Raw genomic sequence first — 14,243 nt, forward strand, 5'->3', positions numbered from 1 at the left:
GGGGAAGGGGGGTGGGGGAGACCGCGCGCAACGGCGCGCCAGGGGCCCCGCGCGTCGGCGCGGGGAGAACGACAGCCGGCGCGCAACGGCGCGCCGGCCGCATCGCAAACCTCCCACTCGCGGGCGGCCTCCGCCCGCGCCTTTTCCCCCGGGAGCCCGAACAGATGACGACCGCCGAGATCGACCCCGACACCGCCGCGCCGGAAACCGTCGACCTCCGCGCCGAGTACGAGACCTCCGGCGTCCGCGCCGTCCTCGACGAGCTCGACCGGACGCTCATCGGCCTCGCGCCGGTCAAGACCCGCATCCGCGAGACCGCCGCCCTGCTGCTGGTGGAACGCGCCCGCCGCAAGCTCGGCCTCGCCCACGAGACGCCGACGCTGCACATGTCCTTCTCCGGCAACCCCGGCACCGGCAAGACCACCGTCGCGCTGCGCATGGCCGACCTCCTCCACCGCCTCGGCTACGTCCGCAAGGGCCACCTCGTCACCGTCACCCGCGACGACCTCGTCGGCCAGTACATCGGCCACACCGCCCCGAAGACCAGGGAGGTGCTCAAGAAGGCGATGGGCGGCGTCCTCTTCATCGACGAGGCCTACTACCTCTGGCGCCCCGAGAACGAGCGCGACTACGGCCAGGAGGCGATCGAGATCCTGCTCCAGGTCATGGAGAACAACCGCGACGACCTCGTCGTCATCCTCGCCGGCTACGGCGACCGCATGGCGCGCTTCTTCGAGGCGAACCCGGGCTTCCGCTCGCGCATCGCCCACCACGTCGACTTCCCCGACTACGACGACGCCGAGCTCCTCGCGATCGCCGAGGTCATGCTCGCCGCCCAGAACTACACCCTTACGCCGACCGCCCGCGCCGCCTTCGCCGACTACGTCCCCCTCCGCCGCGCCCAGCCGCACTTCGCCAACGCCCGCTCGATCCGCAACGCGCTGGACCGCGCCCGCCTCCGCCAGGCCAACCGCCTGTTCCTGACCGCCGACGGCCCCCTCGACGCCGCCGCGCTCAGCGCCCTCGACGAGCCCGACATCCGCGCCAGCCGCGTCTTCCGCGGCGGCCTCGACGCCGACAGGAGCCAGCCATGACCTTGGACGCCCCCTTCGACCACCCCTTCGACCGCAGCCCGAAGATCGCGCCGTCGATCCTCTCCGCCGACTTCGCCGACTTCGGCGCCGAGATCCGCGCCGTCGAGACGCAAGGCGCCGACTGGATCCACGTCGACGTCATGGACGGCCACTTCGTCCCCAACCTCACCTTCGGCCCGCCGCTGGTGAAGGCGATCCGCCGCCACGTCACGACCCTGATGGACGTCCACCTGATGATCGCCCCGGCCGACCCCTACATCGACGCCTTCGCCGCGGCCGGCGCCGACATCCTCACCATCCACGCCGAGGCCGGCCCCCACACCCACCGCAGCCTGCAGGCGATCCGCGCCGCCGGCGCCCGCCCCGGCCTCGCGCTCAACCCCGGCACGCCCCCCGAGGCGGCGCGCCCCCTCCTCGACCTCGTCTGCGTGATGACGGTCAACCCGGGCTTCGGCGGCCAGAGGTTCATCGCCTCCACCCTCGACAAGATCCGCACCCTCCGCGACTGGATCGGCGACCGCCCGATCCACATCGAGGTCGACGGCGGCGTCGCCCCCGAGACCGCGCCGCTCGCCGTCGCCGCCGGGGCGGACGTCCTCGTCGCCGGATCCGCGGTCTTCGCCGGCGGCTCGGTCGCCGACCCCGCCCCCTACGGCCGCAACATCCGCGCCCTGCGCGCCGCGGCCGCGGACCGCTCGCCGGCCGCCCTCGCCCTGCCCGCGTAGCCGCCGCCCCCCGTCAGCGCCGGACGCTCGCCAGCACCGTTTGCACCACATGCGCCTCCCAGGCCGCGAGCTGGTCGGGGGCGTCGAGCGTCCGGTCGAAGATCAGGCCCAGCGTGTGGCGGTTCGACAGGTAGAACACCGAGAGCGACGCCATCGTCAGGTAGACATGCAGCGGATCGAGCCCGGGACGGAACAGCCCCGCCGCCACCCCGCGCCCGAGGATCGAGGTCAGCTCCGAGACCAGCGTCGTCTGCATCGCCCGGATGCGCGTCGAGCCCCTGAGGAACCGCGCCCGCATCAGGTTCTCGGTGTTGAGCAGGCTGATGAACTCGGGATGCTCGACGAAGTAGCGCCAGGTGAACACCGTCAGCTCGCGCACCCCCTCCTCCGGCGCCCGGTGCCCGAGGTCGAGCGTCGCCTCCGCGCCGCGGATGCCGGCATAGGCCTCCTCCAGCACGACGAGGTAGAGCGCCTCCTTGTCGCCGAAATAGTGGTAGAGCATCCGCTTGTTGCTGCCGGCCCGCGCCGCGATCGCGTCGACGCGCGCCCCGCCGAAGCCGTTCTCGGCGAATTCCCGCGTCGCCGCGGCGAGGATCGAGGCGCGCGTCCGCCCGGGGTCGCGCTGCACGACGAGACGCGCCTCGGCGGCGTCGCTCTCCCTCCCGGTCGAATCGTCGGCGGCCATCCCGGACCCTCCGCTCCCCCGAAACGCGGCGACCCTGCGCCGACGCAAGGCCGCGATAGCATTCCTTTCAATCGCTTGCTACGCAACGCGCAACGCGCTTGACAAGAATCAGCTCCTCGACTTACGAAGTAACCAAATGGTTATACGCCGCGCAAGCGGTCTGGCCAACACCGCCCGCAAGCGGCGGTCGCAAGGGAGGATAGCTCGACATGACCGTTCGCATCGACAGGCGCAGCCTGCTCGCCGGCGCGGCCGGAATCGCGGCGCTCGGCGCGCTCGGCCCCCGCGCCGCCCGGGCGCAGGACGCCCGCCTCCGGCTGATGTGGTGGGGCTCGCAGAACCGCAACGAGCGCACCAACACGGTGATCGGCCTCTTCACCGGCGCCAATCCCGGGATCGCCGTCGAGGGCGAGAGCGCCGGCTGGGACGACTACTGGACCCGCCTCGCCACCCAGACCGCCGGCGGCAACGCGCCCGACGTCATGCAGATGGATTACCGCTACATCTTCGAATACGCCCGCCGCGGCGTGCTGGCGCCGCTCGACGAGGCGGTGGCGAGCGGCGCGCTCGACCTCTCCGGCTTCTCCGAGGAGGCGATCGCCGGCGGCAAGGTGGACGGCAAGATCTACGGCGTCAGCCTCGGCGCGAACTCGAGCGCCATGATCGTCAACGCCCAGGCCTTCGAGGAGGCCGGCGTCGCGCCGCCCGAGCGGGGCATGACCTGGGACGCGTTCGCGGTCCGCGCCGCGGAGCTCACCGAGAAGGCCGGCAAGAAGGGCTTCCACGGCTCGGCCGACGGCGGCGGCGTGGAGCCCACCTTCGAGGGCTGGCTGCGCCAGCGCGGCAAGGCGCTCTACGACGCCGATGGCAAGCTCGCCTTCGACGCCGGCGACGCCGGCGAATGGTTCGCGATGTGGCAGGCGATGCGCGACAGCGGAGCCTGCGTGCCGGCCGACCTCCAGGCGCTCGACCAGCTCAACATCGAGACGAGCATGGTCTCGCTCGGCCATGCCGCGGTCGCCTTCGCGCATTCCAACCAGATCGTCGGCTACCAGGGCCTGAGCCAGGCGCCGCTGACCATGGCGCCCTATCCCACGGGCGGCGAGGGCTCGAAGCCCGGCCAGTACCGCAAGCCCTCGATGTTCTTCTCCGCCTACGCCAACACCAAGGTCCCGGGAGAGGCCGCGAAGTTCGTCAGCTACTTCATCAACGACGAGGCGGCGACCGATGCGCTCGGCGTCGAGCGCGGCGTGCCGGAATCGGCTTCCGTCCGCGAGCGCCTCGCCCAGACCCTCGACGATCTCGGCAAGGCCCAGATCGAGTATGTGGCCAATCTCGGCGACCTCGCCGGGCCGCTGCCGCCGCCGCCGCCCTCCGGCGCCGGCGAGATCGCCTTCGCGCTCAAGCGCGTCAACGAGGAGGTCGGCTTCGGCACGCCGCCCGAGGCCGCCGGCGAATCCTTCGTCGCCGAGGCGACGGCGATCCTCGCCCGGGGCTAGGGGCGATGGCGCCGCGCGAGGGGACTGCGCCCGCTCCCGCGGGCGCAGCCGGGGCCGCACGCCCCGGCTGGCTCGCCAGGGCCTGGGCCGCCAACGGCCCGGGCTACCTCTTCCTCGCGCCCTGGCTCGTCGGCTTCCTGGTGCTGACGCTCGGGCCGGCGCTGATCTCGCTCTATCTCTCCTTCACCAACTTCGACCTCTTGCGGCCGCCGACCTGGGTCGGCGCCGACAACTACGCGCGCATCTTCACCGCCGACGCCAAGTTCATGGCCTCGATGCGCGTCACCCTGTTCTTCGTCGTGTTCTCCGTGCCGCTGAAGCTCGCCTTCGCGCTCGCCGTCGCCGTGGCGCTCAACCGCGGCATCGCCGGGCTGCCGCTCTACCGGGCGATCTTCTACCTGCCCTCGCTCCTCGGCGCCTCGGTCGCCATCGCCGTGCTCTGGCGCCAGCTCTTCGCCCGCGACGGCCTCGTCAACGCCGTCCTCGCCAACTTCGGCATCGACGGCCCGAGCTGGATCTCCCACCCGTCCTACTCGCTCTGGACGCTGATCATCCTCTCGGTCTGGCAGTTCGGCTCGCCGATGATCATCTTCCTCGCCGGCCTGCGCCAGATCCCGACCGACATGTACGAGGCCGCCTCCCTCGACGGCGCCTCCAAGGCCCGGCAGTTCTGGAAGATCACCCTGCCGCTCCTCACGCCGGTGATCTTCTTCAACGCCGTCGTCCAGACCATCGAGGCCTTCAAGGCCTTCACCCCCGCCTTCATCATCTCCGGCGGCACCGGCGGCCCGGTCAACTCGACGCTCTTCTACACCCTCTACCTCTACCAGGAGGCCTTCGGCTTCTTCCGCATGGGCTACGCCTCGGCGCTCGCCTGGATCCTCGTCGTCATCATCGCCGCCTTCACCACCCTCTCCTTCGTCAGCTCGCGCTACTGGGTCCACTACAATGACTGATCGCGCCCTCCTCCCCGCGACGAAAGACCTCACCGCCCCGGCGCGCCCCCGCCCCTCCGCCTGCCGGGTGCAGAATCACACGGCACGACCCCTGCCTGCCCCGTTCCATCCACGGAGCCTCGAGCGACCGATGCGGGCTTGCCCGCGAGGCTACGGCGCGACAAGCGAAAGCCCGGCTTTCGCCGCGCCGACGGCTGGAGCGCGGTTGCGCGCGGAAGCCGTCAGGGGCGCCGATTTCTGCGGAAGCGCGCCATCCGTCCGTGATCGCCCCGGCGAGCGCGGAATCGCGCTCGCCGGGGCGATCACGGACGGATTTGCCGCGGGTCAAATCCGTCTGGCTTCGACGTCGCGGCCAGCCTCGGGCCGCGCCTACTCTCCGCTGTCGTGGAGTGTCCACCACGATGACTGACGCGCTCCCCCCCGCCGCCATCGACCCCGCCGCCGCGGCCCGCCGCCGCCGCGTCGTCACCGCGATCGTCCACGTCGTGCTGGTCGCCGCGTCGATCCTGATGCTCTATCCGCTGCTCTGGATGCTCTCCGCCTCCGTGCGCCCCGAGGCGGAGATCTTCTCCTCCACCTCGCTCTGGCCCTCCGCCTTCAGCCTCGACGCCTACGTCCGCGGCTGGAACGGCCTCCAGGTCAGCTTCGGCCGGTTCTTCTGGAACTCCTTCGTCATCGCGGCGCTCAGCGTCGCCGGCAACGTCGTCGCCTGCTCGCTCGCCGCCTACGCCTTCGCCCGGCTCCAGTTCCGCGGCCGCAACCTCTGGTTCGCGATCATGCTCGGCACGCTGATGATCCCCTACCACGTCACCCTGATCCCGCAGTACGTGCTCTTCCTCAACCTCGGCTGGGTCGACACCTTCCTCCCCCTCGTCGTGCCGAAGTTCCTCGCCCTCGACGCCTTCTTCATCTTCCTGATGGTGCAGTTCTTCCGCGGCATCCCCCGCGAGCTCGACGAGGCCGCCATGATGGACGGCTGCTCGCCCTGGCGCATCTACTGGAAGATCATGCTGCCGCTCTCCACCCCCGTCCTCGCCACGGCGGCGATCTTCTCCTTCATCTGGACCTGGGACGACTTCTTCGGCCCGCTGATCTACCTCAACGACATGCGCAACTTCACCGCCCAGCTCGGCCTGCGCTCCTTCGTCGACAGCTCGTCCGAGAGCGACTGGAGCGGCCTCTTCGCCATGTCGACGCTCTCCCTCGTCCCGGTGTTCTTCTTCTTCCTGTTCTTCCAGCGCCTCCTGATCGAAGGCATCGCCACCACCGGCATGAAGCGCTGACCGCCCGAAAGGACCACCCCACCATGAGCCTGCGCTTCGCGGCCATCGGCCTCACCCACGACCACATCTACGGGCAGACCACCTGCCTGATCCGGGCCGGCGCCGAGCTCGTCGCCTTCCACGAGGCCGACGAGGCGCTGGCCGCCGCCTACGCCAAGGCCTTCCCCCAGGCCCGCCGCGTCGCCGACAAGGCGGCGATCCTCGAGGACCGCACCATCGCCGTCGTCGCCTCCTCGATCGTCCCCGCCGACCGCGCCCCCCTCGCCGTCGAGGCGATGCGCCACGGCAAGGACCTGCTCCTCGACAAGCCCGGCATGACCTCGCTCGAGCAGCTCGCCGAGGTCCGCCGCGTGCAGGCCGAGACCGGCCGCATCGTCTCGATCCTCTACTCCGAGCATTTCGAGGTCCCCGCCACCGTCCGCGCCGGCGAGCTGGTCCACGCCGGCGCCATCGGCGAGGTCGTCCACGTCACCGGCCTCGGGCCCCACCGCCTGCGCAAGGCCACCCGCGCCCCCTACTTCTTCGACCGCGCCCGCTACGGCGGCATCCTCGCCGACATCGCCTCGCACCAGGTCGAGCAGTTCCTGTTCTTCACCGGCGACCGCCCCACCCGCGTCCTCTCCGCCACCGTCGCCAACCGCGCCAACCCCTCGACCCCGGGCCTCCAGGACGTCGGCGACATGCACCTCGCCACCGACCGCGCCACCGGCATGATCCGCGTCGACTGGTTCACCCCCGACGGCCTGCCCACCTGGGGCGACGGCCGCCTGATCATCGTCGGCACCACCGGCACGATCGAGCTGCGCAAGTATCTCGACCTCGACGGCCGGCCGGGCACGAACCACCTCTTCCTCGCCGACCGCGACGGCGTCCGCCACATCGCCTGCGAGGGAACCGACCTGCCCTTCGGCCGCCAGTTCCTCGCCGACGTCCGCGACCGCACCGAGACCGCCATGCCGCAGTCCCGCGCCTTCATGGCGATGGAGGTGGCGCTCACCGCGCAGAAGCTCGCCGAGGAGACCGGCGCATGGAGCGCCCGGTGACCAACCCGGCGACCCGCAACGTCGGCCTCGTCGGCCTCAACATCGGCCGCGCCCATATCGTCGAGGGCTACGTCCCCAACCCGGCCCTCCGCCTCGCCACGATCTGCGACCTCGACGAGGAACGCCTCAATTCCGTCGGCGACGAGTTCGGCGTCGAGACCCGCACCACCTCCTTCGACTCGATGCTCGCCGACCCGAGCCTCGACGTCATCGACATCTGCACGCCGCCGATGCTGCACCGCCCCATGGTCGAGGCCGCGCTCGCCGCCGGCAAGCACGTCATCTGCGAGAAGCCGCTGACCGGCTCGCTCAAGGACTGCGACGCCATCATCGCCGCCGAGGCGAAGGCCCCCGGCAAGCTCATGCCGATCTTCCAGTACCGCTACGGCGACGGCGTCGAGAAGGCCCGCCGCATCATCGAGGCGGGCGTCGCCGGCAAGCTCTACGCCGGCGCCGCCGAGACCTTCTGGAAGCGCGGCCCCGACTACTACGCCGTCCCCTGGCGCGGCAAATGGGCGACCGAGCTCGGCGGCGTCCTCGTCACCCACGCCCTCCACCTCCACGACATGGCCCTCCTCCTCGCCGGCCCCGCCGCCCGCGTCTTCGGCCGCATCTCCACCCGCGTGAACGACATCGAGGTCGAGGACTGCGTCTCCGCCTCGATCCTGCTCGCGAACGGCGCGCCGCTGTCGCTGACCTGCACCCTCGGCTCGCAGGACGAGATCAGCCGCCTGCGCCTGCACTTCGAGAACGTCACCTTCGAATCCACCCACGAGGCCTATGCCCCGGGCAACGACCCGTGGCGGATCCTCGCCGCCTCCGACGCCGTCCAGCGCCGCATCGACGACCTGATCGGCGACTGGACCCCGGTCGGCCCGCGCTTCACCACCCAGATGGCGCAGTTCGCCGAGGCCCTCGACGGCAGGCGCCCTCTGCCGGTGACCACCGCCGACGCCCGCCGCGCGCTCGAGCTCGTCACCGCGATCTACCAGTCCTCCGACACCGGCGCCGACGTGGCGCTGCCGATCGGGCCGGACAGTCCGAAATATGCCGACTGGCGGGCGCGGACCCGCTGAGGGAGGAAAGCATGGCGACCAGCGTCGAGCTCGCGAAGGTCGAGAAGCGCTACGGCAACGCGGCGGTGATCCACGGCGTCGACCTCCGGATCGAGCCCGGCGAGTTCGCCGTCTTCGTCGGCCCCTCCGGCTGCGGCAAGTCGACGCTCCTGCGCATGATCGCCGGGCTCGAGGAGATCTCCGGCGGCGCCCTCCTCCTCGACGGCCAGCGCATGAACGAGGTGCCCGCGGCGCATCGCGGCATCGCCATGGTGTTCCAGTCCTACGCGCTCTACCCGCACATGAGCGTCTGGAAGAACCTGGCCTTCGGCCTGGAGACCGCCGGCCTCAAGCGCTCCGAGATCGAGCCGCGCGTTCGCCGCGCCGCCGAGATCCTGCGCATCGTCCCCCTCCTCGAGCGCAAGCCCAAGGCGCTCTCCGGCGGCCAGCGCCAGCGCGTCGCCATCGGCCGCGCCATCGTCCGCGAGCCGAAGATCTTCCTCTTCGACGAGCCGCTCTCCAACCTCGACGCCGAGCTGCGCGTGCAGATGCGCGTCGAGATCTCCACGCTGCACCGCGACCTCGGCAACACGATGATCTACGTCACCCACGATCAGGTCGAGGCGATGACCATGGCCGACAAGATCGTGGTGCTGAACGGCGGCCGCATCGAGCAGGTCGGCGCGCCGCTCGAGCTCTACAACCACCCGAGGAACCTCTTCGTCGCCGGCTTCATCGGCAGCCCGAAGATGAACTTCCTCGAGGCCGCCGTCGAGGACCGCGCCGCCGCCGCGACCACGCTCCGCGTCGGCGCCGAGCGCGTCGCGCTCCCCCGCGCGCTGGCGGTCAGCCCCGGCGACAAGGTCACCCTCGGCGTCCGCCCCGAGCACCTCACCCCCGACCCGGCGGTCGGGGTGAGGCTCGCCGACGTCAAGGTCGACCTGATCGAGAACCTCGGCGGCGAGACCGTCCTCTACGCCCGCGCCCCCGACGGCCAGCGCCTCACCATGTCGCTCGACGGCCAGCAGCGCATCGGCCCCGGCGACGTCGTCCCCGCCCGCATCGACCCCGACCGCTGCCACGTCTTCGACGCCTCGGGAACCACGCTCTGACCCGCCGCCCGGCCATTCGGGCTCCCCGGGCGGCAAGGTCGCCCGGGGCGGGGATCCCGCCGCTGTCGTGTAGCATGGCGCGTCAGCACACTACGCGACGCCTGCCTGCCCTGCTGGCTCCACGGGGCCCCGAGCGACCGAAGCGGGCTTGCCCGCGAGGCCCGGCGCGACAGGCGAAAGCACGGCTTTCGCCGCGCCGACGGCTGGAGCGCGGTTGCGCGCGGAAGCCGTCAGGGGCGCAGATTTCTCCGGGAGCGCGCCATCCGTCCGTGGTCGCCCCGGCGAGCGCGGCAACGCGCTCGCCCCCCGAGGGGCGATCGCGGACGGATTTGCCACGGGTCAAATCCGTCTGGCATCGGCGTCGCGACCTGCTTCCGGCCGGGCTTCCCTCCACGGTCGTGAAGAGCACACTGCACGACACCTGTCTGCTCTGCTGGATCCACGGGGCGCGCGCGCCGACCGACCGACCGACCGAAGCGGGCTTGCCCGCGAGGCCCGGCGCGACAAGCGAAAGCCCGGCTTTCGCCGCGCCGACGGCTGGAGCGCGGTTGCGCGCGGAAGCCGTGAGGGGCGCAGATTTCTGCGGAAGCGCGCCATCCGTCCGTGAGCGCCCCGGCGAGCGCGGAATCGCGCTCGCCCCCCGCAGGGGCGATCGCGGACGGATTTGCCACGGGTCAAATCCGTCTGGCGTCACCGTCGCGGCCAGCCTCGGGCCGGCCTTCCTCTCCACTGTCGTGCAGTGTGCGTGAAGAGATATCGCCAAAGTCGCCCCACGTAAAATCAATGACTTAGCGAATTTTCACGCGTGAACACCCGCCTGTCCACGCCTCCGAACGCACGCCGCCCCCCGCCGACGCATAGCGGGAACCACCCCGACGCCCCCACAGGCCCGATTCAGCAAAATCAACCGCTTGCCGAATTTTCACGCGTGAACACCCCCGTCCACGCCCTCAGAACGGCACGTCCCCCGCCGCCGTCACATAGCGGGCGACCACGTTCTTCTCGCCCGCCTTCTCGAAGGCGATGGTCAGCTTGTCGCCCTCGACCGCCGTCACCACCCCGTAGCCGAATTTCTGGTGGAACACCCGCGTCCCCACCGGATGCGCCGGCGACGCGGTCGCGTCGATCACCACGTCGCGGGCCTCGCGCGGCTGGCCCATCGGCCGCTCCGCCGCCCGCGCCGCCATCCGCCGCCACCCCGGCGAGTTGTAGACGTCCGCCCGCGCCGCCGCATCCGCCAGCGGCGAGGCCGCGGCGTAGCCGCCCCCCCTGCCCCCGGCCGCCGCCCCGAACCCGCCGCCATAGAGCCCCGGCGGCGTCAGCACCTCGACATGCTCCCCCGGCAGCTCGTCGATGAACCGCGACGGCATCTGGCTCTGCCACTGGTTGTAGACCCGCCGGTTCGCCGCGAAGCTGATCGTCGCCAGCCGCTCCGCCCGGGTGATCCCGACATAGCCGAGCCGCCGCTCCTCCTCGAGACCGGCGAGCCCGCTCTCGTCCATCGACCGCTGCGAGGGGAACAGCCCGTCCTCCCAGCCCGGCAGGAACACCACCGGGAACTCCAGCCCCTTCGCCGCGTGCAGCGTCATGATCGACACCTTCGCCGCGTCCTCCTCGGTCTCGTTGTCCATGACGAGCGCCACGTGGTCGAGGAACCCCTGCAGGTTCTCGAACCCCTCCAGCGCCTTCACGAGCTCCTTGAGGTTCTCCAGCCGCCCCACCGCGTCCGGCGACTTCTCCGCCTGCCACATCGCGGTGTAGCCGCTCTCGTCGAGCATCCGCTCCGCCAGCGCCACATGCGCCCCCGGCCCCGCCTCGGCCCGCAGCTCGGCGCCCCACAGGTCGAACAGCCCGATCAGCTCGCCCAGCGCCGCCCGCGGCCGCGGCCCGAGCCCGCCCGCCGCCACGACCCGCCGCGCCCCCTCCAGCAGCGGAACCCCCGCCGCCCGCGCCGCCCGGTTGATCTCCTGCAACGCCTTGTCGCCGATCCCCCGCTTCGGCACGTTGACGATCCGCTCGAAGGCGAGGTCGTCCTCCGGGCTCGCCGCCACCCGGAAATACGCCATCGCGTCCCGGATCTCGCGCCGCTCGTAGAACCGCGGCCCCCCGATCACCCGGTACGGCAGCCCGATGGTCAGGAAGCGGTCCTCGAACGCCCGCATCTGGTGGCTGGCCCGCACCAGGATCGCGATCCCGTCCGGCGAGACCGGCTTCAGCCCCCGCGTCCCCCGCCCCAGCGCCTCGATCTCCTCGCCGATCCAGCGCGCCTCCTCCTCGCCGTCCCAGTGCCCGATCAGCCGCACCTTCTCGCCGTCCGACAGGTCGGTCCACAACGTCTTGCCGAGCCGCGCCGCGTTCGCCGCGATCAGCCCCGAGGCCGCGGCGAGGATATGCGGCGTCGAGCGATAGTTCTGCTCCAGCCGGATCACCTTCGCGCCCGGGAAGTCCTTCTCGAAGCGCAGGATGTTCCCCACCTCCGCGCCCCGCCAGCCATAGATCGACTGGTCGTCATCGCCCACGCAGCAGATGTTGCGATGCCCGGCGGCCAGCAGCCGCAGCCACAGGTACTGCGCGACGTTGGTGTCCTGGTACTCGTCGACCAGGATGTAGCGGAACCATCGCTGGTACTGCGCCAGCACGTCCTCGTGCTTCTGCAGGATCACCAGCACATGCAGCAGCAGGTCGCCGAAGTCGCAGGCGTTGAGCGCCCGCAGCCGCTCCTGGTACGCCGCATAGAGCTCCGCCCCGCGATGGTTGTAGGCATGCGCCTCCCCCGCCGGCAGCCGCTCCGGCGTCAGCGCCCGGTTCTTCCACCCGTCGATCAGCGAGGCGAGCTGCCGCGCCGGCCAGCGCTTCTCGTCGATCCCGGCGGCCGAGACCACCTGCCCGATCAGCCGCAGCTGGTCGTCGACGTCGAGGATGGTGAAGCTCCCCTTCAGCCCCACGAGCTCCGCATGCCGCCGCAGCATCCGCGTCGACAGCGCATGGAAGGTGCCGAGCCACGGCATCCCCTCCACCACCCCGCCGACGAGCTGCCCCACCCGCGCCCGCATCCCCCGCGCCGCCTTGTTGGTGAAGGTCACCGCGAGGATCTCGTTCGGCCGCGCCCGCCCGGTGGCCAGCAGATGCGCCACCCGCGCCGTCAGCGCCCGCGTCTTGCCGGTCCCCGCGCCCGCGAGCATCAGCACCGGCCCATCCAGCGCCTCGACCGCCGCCCGCTGCGCCGGGTTCAGCGCGTCGAGATAGGGCGCCGGCCGCGCCGCCGCGGCCCGGACCGACAGGGGAACGGCGGCCTCAAACGCCGCGGCCTCATCCTGAAAGGAGCTCATGCGGCCAAGGTAAACCGCCCCCGCCCGGAAGGAAAGCCGCGTTCGCCTTGCGTTCACGCCCTCCGCCCCCAAACCGCTTGCGCCGGCCGGAGCGCGAGGCGCACCCTCCGCACGCCGACAACCCGGAGGCCGCGCCCATGCAGAACGTCAACGGCCATGCCCGCCAGTGGTGGAAGGAGGCCGTGATCTACCAGGTCTGGCCGCGCTCCTTCATGGATTCCGACGGCGACGGCGTCGGCGACCTGCGGGGCGTGCTGTCGCGCCTCGACCACATCGCCGGGCTCGGCGTCGACGTCCTCTGGCTGAGCCCACATTTCGACTCGCCCAACGTCGACAACGGCTACGACATCCGCGACTACCGCAAGGTCATGCCGGAGTTCGGCACGATGGCCGACTTCGACGCGCTGCTCACCGGGGTCAAGGCCCGCGGCATGTGCATCCCCCACGGCTTCCGCGCCAACGCGCTCCAGCCGTCGGCGCGGCGAAAGCAGTGCTTTCGCTTGTCGCGCCGGGCCTTCCGGGCAAGCCCGCTTCGGTCGCTCGAGGCTCGCGCGCCCCGTGGATCCGGCAGGGCAGGCTGTGTCTAGTCCCATCTCAGCCCGGCTTTTTCCAGCCCTTCCAAGGAGATGTCGCCCCTCCTCCCGGAAACCCGGGAATCCGGGCCTCCCGGCGACCCGATTGCGCCACCCGCCCGCCCCGGGATAAGAGGAGCGCGTCCCCGGGGAGCGACGGCAGATGAAGATCGGCATTCTCGAGACCGGCGAGGTCCATCCCGACCTGAAGGCGCGCCACGGCGACTATCCCGCCATGTTCGCCGCCCTGCTCGGCGCCGTCGACCCCAGCCTCGAATTCGCCACCGTCCGCGTCGTCGCCGGCGAGTTCCCCGCCGCCCCCGCCCAGGCCGACGCCTGGCTCGTCACCGGCTCCCGCCACGGCGTCTACGACGACCTGCCGTGGATCGCGCCGCTGGAGGCCTTCCTGCGCGACTGCGTCGCCGGCGGCGTGCCGGTCGTCGGCATCTGCTTCGGCCACCAGATCCTCGCGGAAGCCCTTGGCGGCAAAGTGGTGAAGTCCGACCGTGGCTGGGGCCTCGGCGTGCAGGACTACGAGGTGACCGCCCGCCCCGGCTGGATGGCGAGCCTCCCCGACCACTTCGCGGTGAACGCGCTCCACCAGGATCAGGTCGTGGCGCTCCCCCCCGACGCCACCGTCCTCGCCCGCTCCGCCCATTGCGACTACGCCGCCCTCGCCTACGGCGACCCGGAGTCGCCCGGCGCGATCTCGCTCCAGCCGCACCCCGAGTTCGGCCCCGCCTTCATGGACGAGCTCCTCGAGCTCCGCGGCGGCACGGCCTTCCCCAAGGCCGACGCCGACGCCGCCCGCGCCGGCCTCGGCCGCGAGGTCCACGCCGACGCCTGGGCGCGGATGATCGTCGACTTCCTCCACCGCGCCGCCTGAACCG

11 protein-coding genes and 1 pseudogene are annotated in these 14,243 nt (G+C 71.5%); 10 read left to right on the forward strand and 2 right to left on the reverse strand.

The window, feature by feature from the left end:
* Positions 1–164 precede the first annotated feature (164 nt).
* Complete coding sequence (gene cbbX, locus KBB57_RS08420; protein ID WP_290748646.1) at positions 165–1,094, forward strand: CbbX protein; 930 nt, start codon at positions 165–167, stop codon at positions 1,092–1,094.
* Positions 1,091–1,819 (forward strand): ribulose-phosphate 3-epimerase, encoded by a 729-nt coding sequence (rpe, locus tag KBB57_RS08425; RefSeq protein WP_290748649.1) that lies wholly within the window; start codon positions 1,091–1,093, stop codon positions 1,817–1,819. The genes cbbX and rpe overlap by 4 nt, the downstream gene beginning before the upstream one ends.
* Before the next feature lie 13 nt (positions 1,820–1,832).
* Here the strand turns inward: rpe and KBB57_RS08430 are convergent, their stop codons facing one another.
* Positions 1,833–2,504, reverse strand: coding sequence for a TetR/AcrR family transcriptional regulator (locus KBB57_RS08430; RefSeq protein WP_290748651.1), 672 nt, complete (start codon positions 2,502–2,504; stop codon positions 1,833–1,835).
* A 209-nt stretch (positions 2,505–2,713) separates the two neighbouring features.
* Between KBB57_RS08430 and KBB57_RS08435 the strand changes: the two genes are divergently transcribed.
* From KBB57_RS08435 to KBB57_RS08460, 6 genes are all read left to right on the forward strand, one after another.
* The gene (locus tag KBB57_RS08435; protein ID WP_290748652.1) at positions 2,714–4,003 is read left to right on the forward strand and encodes an extracellular solute-binding protein; all 1,290 of its coding nucleotides are present in this window, start codon (positions 2,714–2,716) and stop codon (positions 4,001–4,003) included.
* Positions 4,004–4,008: 5 nt separating this feature from the next.
* Positions 4,009–4,959, forward strand: coding sequence for a carbohydrate ABC transporter permease (locus tag KBB57_RS08440; RefSeq protein ID WP_290748656.1), 951 nt, complete (start codon positions 4,009–4,011; stop codon positions 4,957–4,959).
* 401 nt (positions 4,960–5,360) lie between these two features.
* Complete coding sequence (locus KBB57_RS08445; RefSeq protein ID WP_290748658.1) at positions 5,361–6,242, forward strand: carbohydrate ABC transporter permease; 882 nt, start codon at positions 5,361–5,363, stop codon at positions 6,240–6,242.
* Between the two features lie 23 nt (positions 6,243–6,265).
* Positions 6,266–7,285: a Gfo/Idh/MocA family oxidoreductase gene (locus KBB57_RS08450; RefSeq protein ID WP_290748661.1), complete on the forward strand. Its 1,020-nt coding sequence runs from the start codon at positions 6,266–6,268 to the stop codon at positions 7,283–7,285.
* Entirely contained in the window at positions 7,270–8,361 is a 1,092-nt protein-coding gene (locus KBB57_RS08455) for a Gfo/Idh/MocA family oxidoreductase (protein ID WP_290748663.1), read from the forward strand. Before KBB57_RS08450 ends, KBB57_RS08455 begins: the two co-directional genes overlap by 16 nt.
* A gap of 11 nt (positions 8,362–8,372) precedes the next feature.
* Complete coding sequence (locus KBB57_RS08460; protein WP_290748665.1) at positions 8,373–9,452, forward strand: ABC transporter ATP-binding protein; 1,080 nt, start codon at positions 8,373–8,375, stop codon at positions 9,450–9,452.
* A gap of 950 nt (positions 9,453–10,402) precedes the next feature.
* Here the strand turns inward: KBB57_RS08460 and KBB57_RS08465 are convergent.
* Positions 10,403–12,781 carry an ATP-dependent helicase gene (locus KBB57_RS08465; protein WP_290748666.1) on the reverse strand — a complete coding sequence of 793 codons (2,379 nt, stop codon included), beginning with the start codon at positions 12,779–12,781 and terminating at the stop codon, positions 10,403–10,405.
* A 137-nt stretch (positions 12,782–12,918) separates the two neighbouring features.
* Here KBB57_RS08465 and KBB57_RS08470 point away from each other — a divergent pair.
* Positions 12,919–13,215: pseudogene (locus KBB57_RS08470) on the forward strand (alpha-amylase family glycosyl hydrolase); the annotation flags it as partial.
* Between the two features lie 301 nt (positions 13,216–13,516).
* Positions 13,517–14,239 carry a type 1 glutamine amidotransferase gene (locus KBB57_RS08475; RefSeq protein ID WP_290748668.1) on the forward strand — a complete coding sequence of 241 codons (723 nt, stop codon included), beginning with the start codon at positions 13,517–13,519 and terminating at the stop codon, positions 14,237–14,239.
* The last annotated feature ends 4 nt before the right edge of the window (positions 14,240–14,243 follow it).

The organism is Amaricoccus sp. (assembly GCF_017993425.1).
GTDB lineage: Bacteria > Pseudomonadota > Alphaproteobacteria > Rhodobacterales > Rhodobacteraceae > Amaricoccus.

What these genes read in the sequence shown, in the direction of transcription:
- cbbX (WP_290748646.1), top strand. Translation starts at nt 165, where the DNA reads ATGACGACCGCCGAGATCGACCCCGACACCGCCGCGCCGGAAACCGTC.
- rpe (WP_290748649.1), top strand. Translation starts at nt 1,091, where the DNA reads ATGACCTTGGACGCCCCCTTCGACCACCCCTTCGACCGCAGCCCGAAG.
- KBB57_RS08430 (WP_290748651.1), bottom strand. Translation starts at nt 2,504, where the DNA reads ATGGCCGCCGACGATTCGACCGGGAGGGAGAGCGACGCCGCCGAGGCG.
- KBB57_RS08435 (WP_290748652.1), top strand. Translation starts at nt 2,714, where the DNA reads ATGACCGTTCGCATCGACAGGCGCAGCCTGCTCGCCGGCGCGGCCGGA.
- KBB57_RS08440 (WP_290748656.1), top strand. Translation starts at nt 4,009, where the DNA reads ATGGCGCCGCGCGAGGGGACTGCGCCCGCTCCCGCGGGCGCAGCCGGG.
- KBB57_RS08445 (WP_290748658.1), top strand. Translation starts at nt 5,361, where the DNA reads ATGACTGACGCGCTCCCCCCCGCCGCCATCGACCCCGCCGCCGCGGCC.
- KBB57_RS08450 (WP_290748661.1), top strand. Translation starts at nt 6,266, where the DNA reads ATGAGCCTGCGCTTCGCGGCCATCGGCCTCACCCACGACCACATCTAC.
- KBB57_RS08455 (WP_290748663.1), top strand. Translation starts at nt 7,270, where the DNA reads ATGGAGCGCCCGGTGACCAACCCGGCGACCCGCAACGTCGGCCTCGTC.
- KBB57_RS08460 (WP_290748665.1), top strand. Translation starts at nt 8,373, where the DNA reads ATGGCGACCAGCGTCGAGCTCGCGAAGGTCGAGAAGCGCTACGGCAAC.
- KBB57_RS08465 (WP_290748666.1), bottom strand. Translation starts at nt 12,781, where the DNA reads ATGAGCTCCTTTCAGGATGAGGCCGCGGCGTTTGAGGCCGCCGTTCCC.
- KBB57_RS08475 (WP_290748668.1), top strand. Translation starts at nt 13,517, where the DNA reads ATGAAGATCGGCATTCTCGAGACCGGCGAGGTCCATCCCGACCTGAAG.